At 28.8% G+C, this 21,052-nt stretch carries 19 protein-coding genes and 1 other annotated feature; of the genes, 15 read left to right on the top strand and 4 right to left on the bottom strand.

Annotation, left to right across the window (positions count from 1 at the left end; translation table 11 throughout):
* The first annotated feature begins 47 nt into the window (after nucleotides 1–47).
* The 12 genes from QOZ84_RS09805 (at nucleotide 48) to QOZ84_RS09750 (ending at nucleotide 12,822) form a co-directional block, all read left to right on the top strand.
* Nucleotides 48–1,007: a DUF2232 domain-containing protein gene (locus QOZ84_RS09805; protein ID WP_284132783.1), complete on the top strand. Its 960-nt coding sequence runs from the start codon at nucleotides 48–50 to the stop codon at nucleotides 1,005–1,007.
* 54 nt (nucleotides 1,008–1,061) lie between these two features.
* Nucleotides 1,062–1,315: a binding site (T-box leader), on the top strand.
* Nucleotides 1,316–1,376: 61 nt separating this feature from the next.
* Nucleotides 1,377–2,582: a tyrosine--tRNA ligase gene (tyrS, locus tag QOZ84_RS09800; RefSeq protein ID WP_284132782.1), complete on the top strand. Its 1,206-nt coding sequence runs from the start codon at nucleotides 1,377–1,379 to the stop codon at nucleotides 2,580–2,582.
* A 196-nt stretch (nucleotides 2,583–2,778) separates the two neighbouring features.
* A complete protein-coding gene (locus QOZ84_RS09795) occupies nucleotides 2,779–3,318 on the top strand; it encodes a hypothetical protein (RefSeq protein ID WP_284132781.1) in 540 nt (179 codons plus the stop codon).
* A gap of 180 nt (nucleotides 3,319–3,498) precedes the next feature.
* Entirely contained in the window at nucleotides 3,499–3,846 is a 348-nt protein-coding gene (locus tag QOZ84_RS09790; RefSeq protein ID WP_284132780.1) for a DUF4870 domain-containing protein, read from the top strand.
* A 114-nt stretch (nucleotides 3,847–3,960) separates the two neighbouring features.
* Entirely contained in the window at nucleotides 3,961–4,884 is a 924-nt protein-coding gene (locus tag QOZ84_RS09785) for a DMT family transporter (RefSeq protein ID WP_331496552.1), read from the top strand.
* A 218-nt stretch (nucleotides 4,885–5,102) separates the two neighbouring features.
* A complete protein-coding gene (locus QOZ84_RS09780) occupies nucleotides 5,103–5,654 on the top strand; it encodes an NADH peroxidase (RefSeq protein ID WP_026900898.1) in 552 nt (183 codons plus the stop codon).
* Nucleotides 5,655–5,767: 113 nt separating this feature from the next.
* A complete protein-coding gene (locus QOZ84_RS09775) occupies nucleotides 5,768–6,916 on the top strand; it encodes a DUF362 domain-containing protein (RefSeq protein WP_284132778.1) in 1,149 nt (382 codons plus the stop codon).
* A 108-nt stretch (nucleotides 6,917–7,024) separates the two neighbouring features.
* Complete coding sequence (locus QOZ84_RS09770) at nucleotides 7,025–8,239, top strand: hydantoinase/carbamoylase family amidase (RefSeq protein WP_284132777.1); 1,215 nt, start codon at nucleotides 7,025–7,027, stop codon at nucleotides 8,237–8,239.
* A gap of 2 nt (nucleotides 8,240–8,241) precedes the next feature.
* On the top strand, nucleotides 8,242–9,519 hold the full coding sequence (locus QOZ84_RS09765) for a dihydroorotase (RefSeq protein WP_284132776.1): 1,278 nt from the start codon (nucleotides 8,242–8,244) through the stop codon (nucleotides 9,517–9,519).
* Between the two features lie 172 nt (nucleotides 9,520–9,691).
* A complete protein-coding gene (locus QOZ84_RS09760; RefSeq protein ID WP_284132775.1) occupies nucleotides 9,692–9,937 on the top strand; it encodes a (2Fe-2S) ferredoxin domain-containing protein in 246 nt (81 codons plus the stop codon).
* 12 nt (nucleotides 9,938–9,949) lie between these two features.
* Complete coding sequence (locus QOZ84_RS09755; RefSeq protein ID WP_284132774.1) at nucleotides 9,950–11,662, top strand: [Fe-Fe] hydrogenase large subunit C-terminal domain-containing protein; 1,713 nt, start codon at nucleotides 9,950–9,952, stop codon at nucleotides 11,660–11,662.
* On the top strand, nucleotides 11,662–12,822 hold the full coding sequence (locus QOZ84_RS09750) for a SpoIIE family protein phosphatase (protein WP_284132773.1): 1,161 nt from the start codon (nucleotides 11,662–11,664) through the stop codon (nucleotides 12,820–12,822). Before QOZ84_RS09755 ends, QOZ84_RS09750 begins: the two co-directional genes overlap by 1 nt.
* 79 nt (nucleotides 12,823–12,901) lie before the next feature.
* Here QOZ84_RS09750 and QOZ84_RS09745 read toward each other — a convergent pair whose 3' ends face one another.
* The 4 genes from QOZ84_RS09745 to QOZ84_RS09730 form a co-directional block, all read right to left on the bottom strand.
* Nucleotides 12,902–14,146, bottom strand: coding sequence for an ABC transporter permease (locus QOZ84_RS09745; RefSeq protein ID WP_284132772.1), 1,245 nt, complete (start codon nucleotides 14,144–14,146; stop codon nucleotides 12,902–12,904).
* Nucleotides 14,147–14,149: 3 nt separating this feature from the next.
* Nucleotides 14,150–14,830 carry an ABC transporter ATP-binding protein gene (locus tag QOZ84_RS09740; RefSeq protein WP_331496551.1) on the bottom strand — a complete coding sequence of 227 codons (681 nt, stop codon included), beginning with the start codon at nucleotides 14,828–14,830 and terminating at the stop codon, nucleotides 14,150–14,152.
* A 1-nt stretch (nucleotide 14,831) separates the two neighbouring features.
* Entirely contained in the window at nucleotides 14,832–15,935 is a 1,104-nt protein-coding gene (locus QOZ84_RS09735; protein WP_284132770.1) for an efflux RND transporter periplasmic adaptor subunit, read from the bottom strand.
* A gap of 222 nt (nucleotides 15,936–16,157) precedes the next feature.
* The gene (locus QOZ84_RS09730; protein WP_284132769.1) at nucleotides 16,158–16,751 is read right to left on the bottom strand and encodes a hypothetical protein; all 594 of its coding nucleotides are present in this window, start codon (nucleotides 16,749–16,751) and stop codon (nucleotides 16,158–16,160) included.
* A gap of 682 nt (nucleotides 16,752–17,433) precedes the next feature.
* On the opposite strand from QOZ84_RS09730, the gene QOZ84_RS09725 reads away from it, so the two are divergent.
* From QOZ84_RS09725 to QOZ84_RS09715, 3 genes are all read left to right on the top strand, one after another.
* Entirely contained in the window at nucleotides 17,434–18,672 is a 1,239-nt protein-coding gene (locus QOZ84_RS09725) for a VanW family protein (RefSeq protein ID WP_284132768.1), read from the top strand.
* A 45-nt stretch (nucleotides 18,673–18,717) separates the two neighbouring features.
* Entirely contained in the window at nucleotides 18,718–20,115 is a 1,398-nt protein-coding gene (locus tag QOZ84_RS09720) for an MATE family efflux transporter (RefSeq protein WP_284132767.1), read from the top strand.
* Nucleotides 20,116–20,219: 104 nt separating this feature from the next.
* Complete coding sequence (locus QOZ84_RS09715; protein WP_284132766.1) at nucleotides 20,220–21,044, top strand: phosphate ABC transporter substrate-binding protein; 825 nt, start codon at nucleotides 20,220–20,222, stop codon at nucleotides 21,042–21,044.
* Nucleotides 21,045–21,052 lie beyond the last annotated feature (8 nt).

Genomic DNA, 21,052 nt, shown 5'->3' with positions numbered 1-21,052 from the left:
TAAAATGTGAAATGAATGTTTAGACAAGTTAGCTATAGGAGGCAAAGATGAACGATACTAAAAAAATGACAGAAGCTAGTATTTTAGCGGCTTTATTTATAATAAGCACAATAGTAGCAATAGGTAGTGGGTTTGGTTATGCACTTTACTTAGATTTTATAGTACCTATATTATTTTGTATAATACATTTAAAATGTGACTTGAAATATTCTGTTTTATGTGGAGTAAGCTCACTATGTATAATAGGACTAGTTATTGGAAATATTGGTACGGTTATTTGGGCAAGCCAAAGTGTTGTTCTTGGAATTATGTGTGGGACTTTAATTTCAAAAGAAACTACAATTATGGATGACTTAGTATGTGGATCTATACTAGGGGTTTTGCTTATGGTATTTGTAGATGTATATGCATCAAAATTAATTGGGTATAGTTTTATGAATGAATTTCAAGGATATTCAAAATTGTTTCCATATAAAGAATATGTAGATGTAATTTATTATTTATTTATAGCACTTTTTCCTTTTGGAACTATGTTTAGTATATATTATTTATCATTAATGTTAGCTAGAAAATTAAATATTTTAAAAGGGAATGGAAAGAAAAAGATGCAGATAATAAAAAATTTTAAAACATGTTCAAGATTTATATGCTGTTCTAAAAATATATTTTATGGATGTGTTATATACATAGTTATTATGGAGGTACTTAATATATTTAAAATTGAAATTAATAGTGTTTACATAAAAACAATTTTCATATCGGTAAAGTACCTATGTTTATATTTTGTAATAAGAGATGGATACATAGCACTTCAAAACTATGCGCTATTAAGACACAAAAAGATTTTCTTTATAAGAATATTATCTTTAATAACTTTAATATTTCTAATATATGAATTTAAATTGTGTACAATAGGTATAATAGTTTTAAATATAATTTTGGATTTAAAGTTAAACACAAGAAACATGTATATAAGTATGATTGATAATTATTTAAGTACTTTATAAAAAAAGGTTGACAAATTGTAAAATTCAGAATATATTAATATTAATCAAATACTATTTAAAGCGATGAAAAGAGCAAGTAAAGCTAATACAGTCTAACAGAGAGTTTCCGTTTGGTGAGAGGAGCAAGATAAGTTAGTTTGAATACATCTTAGAGCCGTTTTCCTGAAAGATAACAACCATTAGGGAAAGTCGTTTAGCATACGTTATAGTGCTTAGGTATAACCAATTTGGCGTACCTATTGAGGTTAATATTGAAAAGTATTAATGAATTAAGGTGGTAACACGTGAGTAATGCTCTCGTCCTTTTATTAGGATGAGGGCTTTTTTAATACAAAAAAATAAAAAAATAAGAAATTTCGGAGGTATAAAATGATAAATTTAGATGAACAAGTAAAAATAATTTTAAAAGGTGTAGATGACATAATCGATGAAAAAGACCTTAGAGAAAAACTAACAAAAGCACATAACGAAAATCGTCAATTAGTAGTAAAGTTAGGTCTTGACCCATCTGCTCCAGATATACATTTAGGTCATACTGTAGTTTTAAGAAAAATGAAACAACTACAAGACTTAGGACACAAAGTAGTAATAATAATAGGGGACTTTACAGGAAAAATAGGAGATCCAACAGGGAAATCTAGTGCTAGAAAAGCATTAACTACAGAACAAGTTTTAGAAAATGCAAAAAGCTATGAAGAGCAAATATTCAAAGTTTTAGATAAAGAAAAAACAGAAGTTAGATTTAATAGTGAATGGTTAGCTAAATTAAACTTTGAAGAAGTAGTAAAATTAGCAGCTACAATAACAGTAGCAAGAATGTTAGAAAGAGAAGACTTTAAGAAAAGATATGAAAGTCATACTCCAATATCAGTGCATGAATTCTTCTACCCATTAATGCAAGGATATGATTCAGTAGCAATAAAGGCTGATATAGAACTTGGAGGAACTGACCAAAGATTTAACTTACTTATGGGTCGTGCACTTCAAAAAGAATTTAATCAAGAATCACAAGTAGTTATAATGATGCCTTTACTTGAAGGTTTAGATGGTGTTAATAAAATGAGTAAGAGTTTAGGAAACTACATTGGTGTAGATGAAGAAGCTGGGGTAATGTACCAAAAGGCTATGGAAATACCAGATGAATTAATAATTAAATACTACAACCTAGTGACAGATATTCATCCTGACGTAGTTAATAAGATAGCTTCGGACTTAAAAGAAGATAAAGTTAATCCAAGAAACGTAAAGATGGAACTTGCTAAAGAGATAGTAAGATTATACCATGGAGAAGAAAGAGCTAACTTTGCAGAAGAAAGATTTAAATCAGTATTCCAAAAAGGTCAAATACCAGTTGATATACTAACAGTAGAAGCTAGTAGTGAAAACTTTGACTTAGCTCAAATAATAGTTGATAATAAACTTGTTCAAAGTAAAAGTGAAATGAGAAGATTAGCAACTCAAGGTGGAGTTAAAGTAAATGAAGAAAAAACAACTGATTTACAATCTGTAGTAGCACAAGGTGAGTTAGTAGTTCAAATAGGAAAGAAAAAGTTTATAAAAATAATTGTAAAATAATAGTATAAATGAAAAGACAGGGTCATCGATTTTAAAATTGATGACCTTATTTTATAAATGGAAGTAAAATGCTTAAAAACCTTAATAAAAGCGCTTAAATTCTTAATATGAGGCTTCAAATTATATTGAAAAAATTAGCAATAAATGTTATATTTTATCTAATATATAAATGAAAGAATATGAGAAGAGGGTTTATATGTATTTACCAAATAAAATAACTAAAATATTATCTAAAATGAATAAATCTTATGTCATATATTATAATAAAGGTAAAATATCTTATGTTGTAATTAATAATCAAGATATTAAGATAGAGGCATGTAGCAAAGGATACTGTATAAATTTAAAAGGAGCTAATATTATTTTAAATAACTTAGAAGCACTAGAGCCATTATTAATTAAATTTAATATGTTAAATAAAGAAGACAAAAATAAAAATAAATTTAAAATGAAAGATACTTTTGTAGAAATATTTTCTCAAAATAAAAATACATTTGCTGTTGAATATAGTGAAGGAAATATAACTTCGATAATACTTGATGAACCAAAACTTTATATAAATAAAACTAGTACAGGTTATTTATTAAATGTAAACAATAAAGAAATTGCAGTAGATAACTTTGCAGATATAAAAAAACTTTTAACTAAAATAAAAATAATAGAAACTAAAATTCCGGATAAGATAATACATAAAGAAGAAAAACGAGGATTTGAACAGTTAAAGTTAAAAATTTAGAAAAATAATTATAGTATACTAAATTTAAAAAGCTACATTATATTGAAGTATTATTATGGTACTTATTCTATAAAGAAAACAGGTATATTGTACATGTAGAGTAAATACTTTTATAATAGGGTGTTTTATTTTGGATATTATAAAACACACAAATAATAAAATGTAGGAAAGGAGATATTTATGGAAAATAATAAGAATTTTATCCCTAAAGAAAATTTAATTATGTTAATGATGGCAGGTTCAATTGTACTTTTTAACATAATAGGATTTATAGTGTCATACTTTGTATGGAAAGAGTATAGTAGTGAATCTGATTTTATAAGAATCAATGGGAAAAAACTTTTGAACTTTCACATATCCTTTGTAATATATACATTTATAGCAGGACTATCAATAATTGTTCTTGTAGGAATGATATTAACTCCATTAGTAGGGCTGGCTTATTTTATACTTACAATAATAGGAATGGTAAAATATGGGTCACATAAAGATTATGAATATCCATTAACTTTTAATTTTATAAGTTAATAAAAAATGTAAAATTAAAACATCACATAAAAGACTATATTGAACAATCTCGATATAGTCTTTTTAGTGCAATTATAATAAATTTATTAAAATAAAGTTGAAGGGGTGAAGTTATTGGTAAAAAAATATATAGGAGAAATAGGGTTAATATTAGTATCTATAATATGGGGTAGTGGGTTTGTTGGGACACAACTTGCGCTACATGGGGGATTAACACCTCTTCAATTAATTACAGTAAGATTTTTAATAGCATCAATTTTAATAAATGTAATATTTTTCAAGGAAATTAAAGCAAATATAAATAAAGATGTTATAAAAAGAGGTATTGTATTAGGTGTTTTTTTATTTTTAGCATTTGTTGTGCAAACTATAGGTCTTTTATATACAACACCATCTAAAAATGCTTTTATAACAGCTGCGAATGTGGTTATAGTTCCTTTTATAGGATACTTTGTATATAAAAGAAAACTAGATAAAACAGGTATAATAAGTAGCTTGATGACTCTTATAGGTATAGCTATATTATCACTAGAAACTGATTTTTCAATTAATGTAGGAGATTTTTTAACTTTGATATGTGCATTTGCATTTGCTTTTCATATATTTTTTACAAGTGAATTTGCATCAAAGTATAGCCCGATAGTATTAACTTCGGTGCAGTTTGGTGTAGCATTTTTATTATCTTTAGTAGCACAAATATTTATTGGAGAAGGTAAAATAGATGCGGGTATGAGCGGATACTTAGGAGCACTATATTTAGGGGTATTTAGTACTACAATAGCCTTTTTAGTTCAAACTATATGTCAAAGAAAAGTTGAAGGAAGTAAAACTGCAATAATTCTTTCTACAGAAGCTGTATTTGGGACTTTGTTTTCTATAGTATTGTTAAATGAACCAGTTACTATAAAGCTTGTTTTAGGAAGTTCTATTATATTTATATCAATAATAATGTCACAAACTAAGTTGTCTTTCTTAAAGCAAAAACCTACATATATACAAGAAGTATGTAGTGGTATAGAACAAGAAAACGAAGAGTAGTCATTATAATATCTAAAAATTATATATGCGATTAATATTAATATTAAATTTATATTGATAAATAGCTGTTAAGAATGGTAAACTTTAGAAGTAAAATATTTATATTTTAAAAATTTTAAATTTATTGTTTAAGGTATAAAAGCTCGGGTATATATAGAGTATAGTAATTTAGATAATAAATTAAAATTAATAAATAAATAAGGTGGAGGTAAATAATTATGAAAAAATTTGTTTGTACAGTATGTGGATATATACATGAAGGGGAAGCTGCACCAGAAGTTTGTCCAGTATGTAAAGTAGGAGCTGATAAGTTCAACGAAATGAGTGGAGAAATGGTTTGGGCTGATGAGCACAGGGTAGGTTTAGCTCAAGGTGTAGATGCAGAGATATTAGAAGGATTAAGAGCTAACTTTACTGGAGAATGTACAGAAGTTGGAATGTACTTAGCTATGAGCCGTCAAGCTGATAGAGAAGGATACCCAGAAGTTGCAGAAGCTTACAAGAGAATAGCATTTGAAGAAGCAGAACATGCTGCTAAGTTTGCTGAATTATTAGGGGAAGTAGTTGTAGCTGATACTAAAGCTAATTTAACTGCAAGAGTTGAAGCTGAGTACGGTGCTTGCGCTGGTAAAAAAGAATTAGCTACATTAGCTAAGAAAAATAACTTAGATGCTATACATGATACAGTTCATGAAATGTGTAAAGATGAAGCTAGACATGGTAAAGCATTCTTAGGATTATTAGAAAGACATTTTGGAAAGAAAAACTAATTTAAAATTAATATAAAAAATAGAGAAAGCATATGCTTTCTCTATTTTTGTGTAGACACAATGATATTAAATACATACAATTAAAGTTACTATAAGTATAAAAGGAGTACAATATGAAATTAGTGTCATTAAGAAAATGTGATAATTATAAATATGAAAATATAAAAAATTGTGTTGAAGATATGTTAAAGGACATAGGTTGTATAGAAAAATATATAAAGCCAAATAGCAAAGTTTTAATAAAGCCAAATTTGCTTATGAAAAAGACTCCAGAGGAAGCGACTACAACACATCCAATGGTTGTGAAAGTGATTTGTGAAAAGTTATTAAAATTAAATTGTGAAGTGATAATAGGAGATAGCCCAGGGGGCCCTTATACTATAAATGCTCTAAAGGGAATTTATAAATCTAGCGGTATGGAAGCAGTAGCAAATGAACTAAACGTAAAACTAAATTATGATATAAGTGATGTTAAGGTAGAAAATGAAGATGCCCATGCACTTAAATATATGGATATCATAACCCCAATAACTAAAGTGGATCATATAGTAAATATATGTAAGCTAAAAACTCATGGAATGGCTACATTTACAGGTGGAGTTAAAAATTTATATGGATGCATAGCTGGTCTTAAAAAAGCCGAAATACATTATAGATTTCCAACAGAAGAATTATTTTGTGAAGATGTATTATTAGATATATGTTCATACGTTAAGCCAACTCTTACTATAATGGATGGAGTAGTAGGTATGGAAGGTGATGGACCATCAGCTGGTATACCTAGACATATTGGGGTAATGCTAGCTTCAACTAGCCCTTATGCATTAGATGGTGTAGCTTGTAAACTAATAAATTTAAGTGTTGATGAAGTACCTACACTTAGAGGATCTGTAAAAAGAAATTATATAAAAAAAGATTTATCAGATATACAAATACTAGGAGAAGATATAAAGCCATTAATTATAAAGGATTTTAAAATACCTAAAACAAGCAAAGACTTTAGATTATTAGCATCTAGCCTACCTAAATTTTTACATGAACCTATAACTAAATTAATAACACCAAAGCCAATTATAAGAGATAAAGATTGCGTAAAATGTGGAAAATGTATACAAGCTTGCCCAGCAAAAGCTATGAATATCAACAAAGAAAAAGTAACTATAAATTTAGATGAATGTATAAGATGCTATTGTTGTCATGAACTTTGTCCAAAAAAAGCTGTAGATATTAAAAGAAACTTTATATTTAAACTTATGAAATAAAAAATGAATGTTAAATAAATATAATTTAAAATAGTTCGACTATATATTTAAATTATCAAATATATAAGGTATAATAAAAGAAAATATTCAATCGATGGGGGATAATTTATGGCTTCAAAAAGAGAAGATATAGAGTATTTAGAATATATATTTAGTAAATTTTATGATATTGGAGCCAATTCATATGGTGGAGTAACAAGACTTGGGTACTCTAAAGTTGAAGATGAAATGCATGAAATGTTTAAAATGTTAGGAGAAAGTGAAGATTTTAATACTTATATAGATGAAGTAGGAAATACATACATAGCTAATGATATTAGCGATAAAAAATATTATCTAATGGGTTCTCATTTAGACTCTGTTGTAAATGGTGGTAGATATGACGGAGTAGCTGGAGTTATAGCAGGTCTTTTGATACTAAAATGGGCAAAGGATGAAAAGATAGATATACCAATAAGAGTGGGCGCATTTAGATGCGAGGAGTCTAGTAATTTTGGGAAGTGTACAATAGGTAGCGGACTTATAACAGGTGAACTTAGTAAGGATGATGTTAAAGGATTAATATCAAAGACTGGTAAATATATAGTAGAAGTATTTAATAATAAAGGATACAGCTTTACCCCAAAGAGAATAGAAAATATTAAACAATATATAGAACTTCATATTGAGCAAGGGAAGGTTTTAGAAGAATATGGAATAAAGATAGGAATTGTTAGTGATATAGCAGGCCCTAGACGATTTGAGGTAAGTATATTAGGAGAAGCTGAACATTCGGGTGCTACACCTATGGATATGAGAGCAGATGCTTTATGTGCAGCCTCAGAATTTATATTAGAGTTAGAAAAATTAGGTAAAATGGAAAGTTATAGAAAGTCTGTTACAACTGTAGGTGTAATAAATAATGGACCGAATGTATTAAATGTTATTCCAGGTGAAGTTACTTTGGGAGTAGACATAAGGGGAATAGACATAGATAGCTTAGACATTATTGAAAATGGAATGAAAAATACAGCAAAAGAAGTTAGTCAAAAAAGAGATGTTAAGGTTTTTATACAAGAAGCAGGTAGATTTGACCCTGTTAAAATGAGCTCTTATATGCAAAAAAAATTGATTGAGTGTAGTGACAGATTAAAAGTAACTCATAAAGTAATGCCAAGTGGAGCAGGGCATGATGCTATGGCATTTAGTAAAATTTGTGATAGTTCAATGGTATTTATACCGTGTTATAGAGGAATAAGCCACAACAAAAGTGAATTTTCATCATTATTAAGCATATATGATGGTGCTAAAGTTATATATGAATACCTAAAAGGAGAAATGTAGCTATGATACTTATAAAAAATGGAAGAATAATAGACCCAAGCACTAAAAGAGATGAAGTACTTGATATAGTTATAAAAGAAAACAAAATTGAAAAAATAGGTAAATTTCCTATAACAAGCGAATATAAAAGTATAATAGATGCAACGGGAAGCGTAGTAGCACCTGGGCTAATAGATGTACATGTGCACTTTAGAGATCCAGGTTTTACACACAAGGAAGATATAGAGAGTGGTTCATTATCTGCGGCTAAGGGAGGGTTTACAACTGTTATATGTATGGCAAACACTAACCCAATAGTAGATAATGAAGAAACTTTACAATACATAAAACAAAAAGCAGAAAAGTCACCTATAAATGTATTGCAAGTAGGGTCTATAACTAAAGGATTTAAGGGTGAAAAGTTAGTAGATATGGAAAAACTTAAAGCGTGTGGAGCAGTAGGTTTTAGTGACGATGGATTGCCTATAACTAATGCTGATATAGTATTACATGCTATGAACAAAGCTAATGAATTAGACCTTCCATTAAGTTTTCATGAAGAAGATCCATCATTAATAACATGTGCAGGTATAAATGAGGGTGAAATATCTGAAAAGCTTGGTATAGTAGGAGCATCAAATGCAGCTGAAGATGTTATGGTAGCAAGAGATTGCATGTTAGCTATAAAAAGTGGTGCAAAGATAAATATACAACATATAAGTTCTAGGGTATCTGTTGAAGTTGTAAGAGTGGCTAAAAGTTTAGGAGCTAATGTATATGCAGAAGCTACTCCACATCACTTTACATTAACACAAGATGATGTTTTAAAATATAGAACTAATGCTAAGATGAACCCACCACTTAGAACTGTAGATGATAAATATAGTATTATAGAAGGATTGCAAGATGATACTATAGAAATAATAGCAACAGATCATGCACCTCATACAGAGGAAGAAAAAAATACAGAACTTACTAAGGCGCCAAGTGGAATTGTAGGACTTGAAACATCACTTGGACTTGGTGTAACTAATTTAGTTAGAAAAGGTCATTTAAGTATTATGAAGTTAATAGAAAAGATGACTATAAATCCAGCTAATCTTTATAATTTAGATAGTGGTTGTATAAAAGAAGGAAAAATAGCTGACTTAGTAATATTTAATCCTAATGAGAAATATATAGTAAGTGAATTTGCTTCAAAATCATCTAATTCACCATTTATTGGAGAAACATTGTATGGAAAAATCAAGTACACTATATGTAGAGGAAAAGTGGTATTTGAAGATATAGAAGAAAATTAAACAAATGCATTTAAAGCTAGGAGTTAGAAACAAGACTCCTAGTTTTTTTTATTTAGTAGAAAGATCTAGAAAATATAAAAAAAATGGAAAAATTAAGTATTTTGTAGCAATATTTTGTTTATTGAACTAAAATTATCTCAGAGTGAAAGTTAAAGTATGAAAGGGTGTTTATATGAAAGTCATAAAGATATGCATTGGGAGTGCGTGCCATATAAAGGGGTCCTATGAAGTTATAGAAATATTTAAAGAATTAATAGAAGAATATAAACTACAAGATAAAATAGAATTATGTGCTTCTTTTTGTTTAGGAAAATGTAGTAATGAAGTTTCTGTTATGAGATGGGATGAAAAAATATTATATATTTCAAAAGAGAATGCAAGGCAAATGTTTGAAAATGAGTTTATACCGTATTTATAGAGGGGGATTTTTATGTGGTTTATGGGATTTTCTAAAGCTAATTGTCAAAATTGTTATGCCTGCGTAAGAGCGTGTCCTGTACATGCTATTAAGGTTAAAAATGAACAAGCACAAATAATTAAAGAAAGATGCATTGTTTGTGGTAGATGTTTTAAAGTATGTCCTCAAAATGCAAAATCTATAAAATCTGAAAAAGAAATGGTGAAACACTACTTAAGGGGAAGACAAAAGGTAGTTGCATCAGTAGCGCCTAGTTTTGCAGCTATATTAGGAGAACATAGTAATAAATTGCCAACTGCTTTGAAATTATTGGGATTTGATTATGTAGAAGAAGCAATTTCAACTGTACATCCTATAATAGAGGAGTATGAAAAATATGCAAATAAGCCTGGAGATGATACGTACATAACTAGTTTTTGTCCATCCGTAAACAATATTATTCAAAAATATTATCCAGACCTTGCTAAAAATATAATTCCAGTAGTATCGCCATCAACATTTAATGGTAGAGTGTTAAAAAATAAATATGGAAAAGAAACTAGGGTTGTATTTATAGGACCTTGCTTAGGTAAAAAAAATGATGGTCATAATGAAGAGTCTATAGATTTGGTTCTTACTTTTGAAGAATTAGAAAAATGGTTAAAAGAAGAAAATATAGAATTAAAGGATTTAAAAGAAGAGCCTTTTAGTTGTTCGAGTAAGCAACTAAGGTTATTACCAACTATAGGAGGCTTAACAAATAGTATAGAAGCTAAAAATCCAAGAAAAAGCATTATTCGGGTAGATGGAATAAAAGATTGTATGCAAGTTTTAGATGTTGTTAAAAAGGGGCAATTCAAAAATACTCTGATTGAGATGAGCAGTTGTAGGCATAGCTGTATAGGGGGATCTGGTATGCCAGAAGATGGCGTAAATTGTTATGAACGTAGAGAAAATCTTAAGAAATATGCTAAATCTTGTTGTGAAAATAGTGATAAAAAAGATGAAATAGTAGAAAATGAATTTTTAAATATAGCTTTTGATAAAGAATTTTTATCAAAAGAAGTTTTATTAAATCAACCAAATAGTGAACAGCTAAGAGAAATATTAAACAACATGGGAAAATATGAAAAGTCAGATGAATTAAATTGTAAAAGCTGTGGATATCATACTTGTAGAGAAAAGGGAATAGCTGTTTACAATAATATGGCTGAAATAAATATGTGTCTGCCTTTTATGAGAGAAAAAGCAGAGGATTTAAGCAATGTAATTTTTGATATGACACCAAATATAATAGCTATAATTGATAAAGAATTAGATTTTGTTCAATTAAATCCATCAGCAGAACAGTTTTTTAAAACATCAAGACAAAACATAAAAGGCATTCCTGTTGAAATGTTTTTAGAAGAAGAAGATTTTAAAAAAGTAAAAGACACTAAAAAGAATATATTTAAACAAAGAAAAAGTATAAAACAAAATGATGCTACTATAATACAAAGTATAATATGGTTAGAAAAAAATCAAGTCATTTTATGGATAGCAGATGATATTACTAAAAATGAAGAGCTACAAGAAAAGTTACAAAAAATGAAAATAGATGCCATTGATATGGCTCAAAAGGTTATAAATAAACAAATGACAGTAGCACAAGAAATAGCAAGTCTTTTAGGGGAGACAACTGCTGAAACAAAGGTAACTTTAACTCAGCTTAAAAACTTAATTTTAGAAGATGAGGTAAGTATGTAATGAAATTTTTTATAGATTTTTCAAGTAGTAGTCTAAATAAGTATGGGGAAGAGCTATGTGGAGATAAGGTAGAATTTTACCATGATGAGGATAAGTTTATAGCTGTATTGTCTGATGGACTAGGTAGTGGGGTTAAAGCTAATATACTAGCAACCCTTACAGCTAAAATAGCAATAACCATGCTAAAAGAGGGATTACCTATTGAAGACGTAGTCGATACTGTTATACATACTCTACCTGTATGTTCTATAAGAAATTTAGCATATTCAACATTTACAATTATAAAAGTTGATAGTAATGGTATAGCATATGTGGCTGAGTTTGATAATCCAAGTATATTCTTTTTAAATGATAGAGAAGTAAAAAAAATAGAGTGGAGTACAAGTGAAATAAATGGAAGAAAAATAAAAGAAAGCAAATTTGAATTAAAAGAAAAAGATATATTAGTGTTTGTAAGTGATGGAGTTATTCATGCTGGGGTTGGAAAGATATTAAACTTAGGATGGCAATGGGATGATATACAAAAGTATTTAAAAGCTAATACTAATAGAAATATGTCATCAAAGACAGTTACTAATTTATTATTAGGAGCATGTGACCAACTTTATATGCAACAACCTGGAGATGACACAACAGTAGCAACTATAAAAGCAGTAACACCTAAAAAGGCAGTGCTTTTTTCTGGACCTCCAATAGACCCTAATATGGACAAAACTGTAGTAGATAAAATAATGAATGTGCGTGGGAAAAAGATTGTGTGTGGTGGAAGTGCAGGTAATATTGTAGCTCGTGAGTTGGATAGAGAACTTAAAACAAGTTTTACTATAATTGATAAAGATATACCGCCTATAGGGTACATAAAAGGTATAGACTTAGTTACAGAGGGAGTATTGACAATAAGAAAGGCAACTGGAAAGTTAGAAAAGATAAAAGATTCAACGGATTTGAAATTTTTATATGAAGAAGACGGAGCAAGTAAATTAGCAAGAATGCTTTATGAAGACTGCACTCACATAAAATTAATTATTGGACGTGCTATAAATCCAGCACATCAAAACCCTGATTTTCCAAATGAATTAAGTATAAAGCTATATGTATTAAATGAATTGAAAATGGTTTTAACAAGTTTAGGAAAGATAGTTGAGGTAGAATTTTATTGATATTAAAAATATATTATAAATAAAATAATTAAAAAGTCATGAAATTAAAAATTAATTTCATGACTTTTTAATTATTTTATTACTTATAAATAGCTTTAATAGGATCAAGTCTTGAAGCTTTAAAAGCTGGAACAATACCAAATACAACGCCAGTTACAACAGTTGCAATAAATGCATAGAATAAGCTGTTAGCATTAGGGATAGCTTTAAATGGTAAATAATTAGATGCATAATTAACTACTACAAATCCTATTATTATACCAAGTATTCCACCGCATACAGTTATAAATACAGCTTCTGTTAAAAACTGTAGCATTATGTGTCTTGGTTTTGCACCTATAGCTCTTCTTATACCTATTTCCCTTTGACGTTCCATTACAGATACATACATTATATTCATAACGCCAACTCCACCTACAAACATAGATATAGCAGTTATAGCAGTTATAAATAGGTTTATATTAGAAACCATTGAATCAAGAGCTTGGGTTTGCTCAGTTGGATCCTCTGGAGTATATGAACCACTTATATCAGGATGAAGGTCTTGTAACTTAGTACAGACATTATTAGCAACTTCAAATAAATCAAATCCTTTAGAAACTATTAGGTCTAAACCATATATCTCAGATGGATATGAATATTGACTCATTAGGGCATCTAAAGATTTTTTAGGCATGTATGAAGTTATAGGAGTAAACTCTTGTGGTGTAACTTGTGGGATAAGCATATTATTATTACCCTCTTCAGGTGTTATAGAACTTTCATCAACAACACCAATTACTTCAAAAATATGCCCAGAGATAGACATACCCTTACCAATAGCATTTTCAGGAGTACTAAATAAGTCTGTAGCATTTTGTACAGTAATCATAACAACTTTTCTATTTTCATCTTCAATAGAGAAGTTCCTACCATACATAGCTTTAACTTTAGAGTCTTTTTTTAATTCTGCAATTTCAACAGAAGTAGTTTTTTTATCAAAATTTGCCTCTCCATAATAAGTTGAATTATAATTAGAATCATCTTTACTAGGTCCTATTTTTTCAACACCTTCCACAAAAGAAAGCTCCTCAATATCACTGTTTGTAAATGGCTGTAAGAATGCACTCATATTAGTCATATTAGAATCTGTAGGTTCAAAAGATATCCTTGTTTTGTTAGGATTTACCTTATTAACAGAATCGGCAACTTCTTTTTTCATACCATTACCAATAGAACTAACTAGTATTACAGATGTTATTCCCATTATAATCCAAAGTAGAGTAACAGCTACTCTAAGTTTATGTCCTTTTAAATTAGCCAAAGCACTTTTTATTAGGTTCATAGGTTACACCTCCAAAGATAGTACACCATCTTTAAGCCTTACAACTTTAGTGGCATACTTTACCAAATCACTATCATGGGTAACCATTATTATAGTTTTACCTTCTTTATTTAAAGCCTTAAGAAGGTCCATTATGTCTTTACTAGTTTCACTATCTAGTGCACCAGTAGGTTCATCTGCAAATATCAAAGATGGGTTATTAACAAGTGAACGAGCTATAGCTATACGTTGTTGTTGCCCACCTGACAATTGAAGAGGAAAACTTTTGATTTTATCTATAAGTCCGACAGACTCTAGTTTTTGTGCAATAATTTCTTCTCGCTCAATTTTCTTTAGACTACCATCATAAATAAGAGGAAGTTCTACATTTTGATAAATATTTAGAGTTTCTATTAAGTTAAACTGTTGAAAAACGAAACCTATATTTTTATTTCTAAAATCAGATCTTTGATTTTCATTTAAATTGGTTACATTTTCACCATTAAAAATATAATCTCCATTATCAAATTTATCTAAAAATCCAAGAACATTAAGTAATGTAGTTTTACCACTACCAGATTTACCCATTATCATAACGAAATCTCCAGCTTCTATCTCTAAATCTAGAGATTTAAGTACATGGAATTTTTCTTTTCCAACTTTATAATATTTTTGAATATTTTCTAGCTTAATTATATTACTCAATTTATTGCTCAACCCCTTCTTTAGGGGCATTAGGGATAGGCTCATCACCCTTAGGTGTACCTTCTTCACTTACAGGAGGATTTCCAGTATTTACAGGGGCTCCTTCTTCCATACTTTCATCGGGATATCTTATTATAATATCATTTTTATCAAGACCTGATGACACAACAGTGAATTCATCGTTCTCACTAGATATTTGTATAACTTCCTTTTTAAGTATTCCATTTAAATCTTTGAAAACATAACTTTCTTTTTCTTTTTTTATGATAGCTGATGTTGGTATCTTAGTTAATTTATCATGAACTTTTATAGAAGCTTGAACATGAAATCCATTTACTAAGTTTTCTTGATTTTCAAAAGCAATATTTATATCATAGTGAGATAAATTTTCTTGTCCACCAGCACTCATATCATTAGGAGTAGTAGATGGTCTATCAGATATAAAACTTATCCTACCAATTAAATTTTTATCGTTAGAAAATACTAATACGTCTACAGGATCATCTATTTGAAGCTTTGGTAAATCTTGTTCACTAGCTTGACCTTTCATATAAAATTCATTACTTTGAAGAGTTAAAAGTGAAGTTTGTTCATCTGAGTTTTCTGACTTATCATTTAAGTATACTTTACCTTCAAATGGAGCATATGTATTTACATAAGCTTTCTTATCTAGTGCTGATATTTGAGCATTTAGCTTTTTAATTTCAGTATTGATAAGAGGGTCATTGGCAGTATTTGATTTCTTTAATTCGCTCAGTTGGCCTTTTAGACCATCTATTTCATCTAAAACCGATTCGTTTTTAGTAGTAAACAAAAGATCTCCTTCTTTAATAAGTTTACCATTTGTAACATTTAATTTACTTATTTTACCTTCTGAAGATGGATTAAAATCCTCAGATTTACTAGGTACTATAACACCATTTATAAAAATTTTTTCGTCATCAGCGATAGTATAAGTTTCGATAGTGTTTTCCATTTCACCCATTTGATCATTATTTAGTTTGTTTTTATTATAAAACCATCCTCCGATACCTAAGGATACTATAACAAAAACCCCTATACTAACAATAACCTTTTTATTTTTAAATTTTTCGAAAAATGACATATTTTCCTCCTTATGTAAAAAAATACTACCCAATCTAAATTATAGAAGAAAATACACCGATAAGTCAAAAGAAAACAAAAAAATAAACAATATTGTAATTAAATCGAGCTAAAAATTTAAAAAATGATAAAAAACAATGATTATGATACATATGCAGCTATTATTTATAAAAAAGTACAAAAAAAGAGAAGCAAATTTGCTTCCCTTAATAAATATATTTTTTTAAGCCGTAAATTCAATCTCTTGTTCACATGGATTTACTAATTGCTTTATAAGTACATTTCTACTTATACCATATTCGTTTGTTTTCTGTAGTTTAATTTCAAAACCTAATTTTATAACCGTATTTAGACTAAATATATTTTCTGTAGCCACGGCAGTTACAATATAGTTCTTACCTCTGATAATAGATTCTTCCATTCTAGTCTCTAGTAATATTTTATGAAGGGCATTTCCACGGTAAAGAGGGTCTACCATTACGTATCCAGATACATAGCTAGAATTTATTTCTTCTTCAGTAAGTCCCATTTCATAAAGATAATCTAAATAATCGCCACTTGGCAATTCACAAAGCGCAGATGCTACTAACGTTTCTTCGATGTAGCAACCTATTATAAATCCACCTTTGTCTAAAACATCCATTAAATAAAGTTGATCTCGAAACTTTAGCCAATTTTTATTGTCTATAGTATCGTTTACTTTATTGTATAAATTAGTAATGTCTTCAAACTTAGATGCTGTGATGTAACATACATCAGCATATAAATTTTCGCAGATTTCTCCGTTAAATTTAGATAATTTTACTTTCTTTATCAAAATAGACACCAGTTGTTCACACAAGCTCGCTACACCCATGCAGTTCTCTTAAATAACCGCATTTGCGATTAATTTATGAACTTCTCATACTTTCATATGAGAGCAGACTATTTCTTCACCCTCGACATTACTCGCTAGGGGCAACCTACTTCCACTATCAATAGCTTATAGTGTACGAGACAATTCTCTAGTCGTTGAAGGTTTCCCTATTCGGGACTTCCCTGCATGAACATCCATTGTTAGCGGTACTTAGGGTTTAACCATATACCATCCTAAGACTTTTTTCTACTTTCGTTCCTTCACGCTTAAAGCTATTCGCTTTTACGTTGTGGCACCTAGGCTTTAGGAATTATCTGCAATTCAAGTTGTGTCCTATGCAGATTTCTCTACATACGAGGCTTAAATCGTTACCTCTTTTCCGAAATTAGAGACAATAGAGTCTCTTTAATAAAATATTAAACTTAGCTAAAATTAATAAAATATTTTAGTTAAGTTTAATTATTATATCATAATTATTTAAAAAAGGTACTAAATTTTATGGGAATTTAACAAAAAGATTAATGACTAAATTAAAATTCAAAAAAACTATAAAAGATAGAGATTTTATGAGTTTAATTTTAGCAAGAATATAAAAAAAAATATGGGAAAATATAAAATTATAAAATCGATTGAGGAGTTAATTATGACAAAAATAAATATACTTACTAATAAACTATTTTTCATATCACTCACAGTTGTTATAGCTTTATATACTTTAGGAATGAATAAGAATGAAAATAATCAAGAAGGGAAAATATTTAAAAATATATATATAAAAGAGATCCCTATAGGTCAACTTACCATTTATGAAGCAGAAAAAGAAATTGAAAAACACTATACACCTAAAGATATACAAATAAAATATAAAGATAAAAAATGGGAGATAAAAGAAAGTGATATAAACTTAGATTACAATGTGGATAGAGCTTTAAAAAAAGCCTATAATTACAATAGGAGCGAAGATAAGGTAGAAAATATAAAAAGAATGTTAAGTTTATCTTTTAATGAACGATACAATATAGATTTACATGCAAGTTATGATGAGAGCAAACTAAGTGATATCATACAACAAATCAATAAAGAGATAAATGTAAATGTAGTACAAGCTAGTATAAAAATAAAAGAAAGTGGAGAAATAAAAAGAACTAATTCTAAAGAAGGAATAGAAGTAGATGTTGTAAGACTAAAAGAAACTATATATCAAATGATAGATAAAAAAAATATAAATGAAATAAATTTACCTACTAATATTATTAAACCTAAAATAAATACTGAAGATGTAAATTCTATAAATATTGTATTAGGACAATGTAGTACAAGTTTTAATGATAAAACTTCTAGAGGCAGTAATATATATGTAGCAGCAAAGAGTACTGGGGATACTTTAATTATGCCAGGTGAAACTTTTTCATACAATAAAGCAACGGGAGCTAGGACGTGGAGCAATGGATATAAATCTGCTAAGGTTATAGTAGGCGGTAAATATGTAAACGGAGAAGGCGGAGGAGTTTGTCAAGTTTCAACTACAATATATAATGCAGCACTTTTAGCTGCAATGGAAATAGAAGAGGTTCATAATCATACATTTTCATCACATTATGCACCTAGAGGAAAAGATGCAGCAGTATCTTATGGGTACACAGATTTTAAGTTTAGGAATCCATATTCACACCCTATATATATAAAAAATATAGTAAACAATGGGGCTATAACATCAAAAATATATGGATATAGTCAAGATAGAGAAAAATTATATATAAAAACAGAAGAGAAGCATGTAAAAGATAAGATAAATGTAAAAACATATAGGATATATTTAGGCGAAGAAAATAATAAAATAAGAGAAGAGTTAATTTCACAGAGCGAATATAAAATTAAATAGAAAGCTACTTTATTATATTTTTTACAAATAAAGGGGGAGATAAAAATGAATTCACAACAATCAATAGCAACCGAATCAATTTATAAACTACTTATAAAGTATTCTATTCCAGCAATAATAGGAATGATGGTAAATGCTTTGTATAATGTAGTGGATAGAATCTTTATAGGGAATATACCAGGAGTAGGGCCACTTGCAATAACTGGTCTTGGGGTTACAATGCCTGTTATGACTATAATATTAGCTTTTGGGATGCTTATAGGAATAGGAACAACAACTAGTATATCTATAAAATTAGGGCAAGGTAAAAAAGAAGAAGCACAAAAGTTAATAGGAAATGCAATTACATTATCAATATTAATAGGAATTATATTAACTATAATAGGAATTGTTTTTGTAGATAAAATACTTATATTATTTGGTGCTAGTGAAAATACATTATTTTATGCAAAAGAGTATATAAATATAATATTAATAGGAAGTGTAGTAAATATATTATCATTTTCACTAAATCATTCAATAAGGGCAGATGGAAGTCCTAAAATATCTGCAGGTATAATGATAATTGGATGTTTGACTAATGTAGCTTTAGATGCACTGTTTATATTTATGTTAGGTCAAGGTATAAAAGGAGCGGCACTTGCAACTATTACATCCCAAGCATTAACTGCTGTTTTAACAATGACCTATTATATGTCTGGTAAATCAAACTTAAAATTCACTAAATCTAGTTTGAAATTAGATAAAAAATTAGCATTAGGAGTATTTGCAATAGGAATGTCTCCATTTGCAATGCAAATTGCAGCTAGTATGGTTCAAGTAATATCTAACCATGCACTAAAAGCTTACGGTGGAGACTTAGCAATAGGTGCTATGACTACTATATCCTCAATTTCCATGATATTTTTAATGCCAATATTTGGAATAAATCAAGGATCACAACCAATAATAGGTTTTAACTACGGAGCAAAACAATATAATCGATCTAAAAAAGCATATATAGTATCTTTATGTGCAGCAACTACGATATTGTGTATTGGAAGTGGCATAATACAGTTATTCCCAGAGCAGATAATAGGACTTTTTAATAAAGATGAAGAGCTTATGAAGATGTCAGTAGAAGGTATTAGAGTTTATTTATTTATGTTGCCGTTAGTTGGAATATCTATAACTGGTAGTAATTATGTACAATCAATAGGTAAAGCTAAAGTAGCAATGTTTTTAAGTTTACTTAGACAAGTAATATTACTAATTCCAGCAATAATTATTCTACCTAGATTTTTCAACTTAAGAGGAGTATGGCTAGCACAACCGATAGCAGACTTTATAGCTATAATAATTACAACTATAGTTATAATCATAGAAATGAGAAGCTATAATAAAGAAGAAATAAACATAAAAACAGAATTTGCTATAGAGCGAGATTCTAATGAATTGATTTAAGCATTATTAAAGTCTAGATTTTCTAGGCTTTTTTATTTTGTAAATAATCTTAAACTTACATGGTTATAATATTAGTATCAAAAAGTAAATATTGGAGGTAAGTTATGTTTAATAAAAGAGTGGCAGTGTTATTAAGCAGCTTAGTACTAGTATGTGGACTTAGTACAGGTTGTGGTAGGGAAAAATCAAATAAAACTTCAGGTGTAGCTATATCTGGTTCAACTTCAGTAGGGCCTCTTATAGAAAAGGAAGCTGAAAAATTTAAAACTTCAAATTCTAACATAAATATTGAAGTAAATCAATTAGGATCATCAGCTGGAATTAAAGATGCTATAAACGAAACAGTTAATATAGGAATGTCATCTAGAGATTTAAAGAAAGAAGAAAAAAGTGCTGGACTTAAAGAAGTAGAGGTTGCATATGACGGTATAGCTCTTATAGTTAATTCTAAAAACAATGTAAAAGGGTTAACAATGGCTCAAATAAAAGATATATACACAGGAAAGATAACTAATTGGAAGAATATAGGAGGCAAAGACGCACCAATAGTAGTTGTATCAAGAGAGGATGGATCTGGAACTCGTGATGCTTTTCAGGAAATCGTAGGATATAAGCCAGAAGAACTTACTAAAGAAGCACAAATAGGAGATGGATCAGGAAATATAAAATCGACTGTATCAACAAATGAAAATGCTATAGGATTTATATCATTTGAATATATAGATGATACTATAAAGGCTTTAAGTGTAGATAATGTAGAGCCAAAAGCTAGTGCAGTTAAAGACTCAACTTATAAAATATCAAGACCATTTTTATTAGTATACAAAGAAGATAAAGCTGATGAAAATTCTAAAAAATTTATAAATTATATATTAAGTGAAGAAGGACAAAAGATAGTAGAAGAAAATGGATTAATAAAAATAAAATAGATTAATCT

The sequence above is a fragment of the Romboutsia sedimentorum genome (assembly GCF_030131845.1).
Classification (GTDB): Bacteria; Bacillota; Clostridia; order Peptostreptococcales; family Peptostreptococcaceae; genus Romboutsia_D; species Romboutsia_D sedimentorum.
Note: the sequence above shows the minus strand (reverse complement) of the source record. Positions and strands in the feature narration are given on the sequence as shown.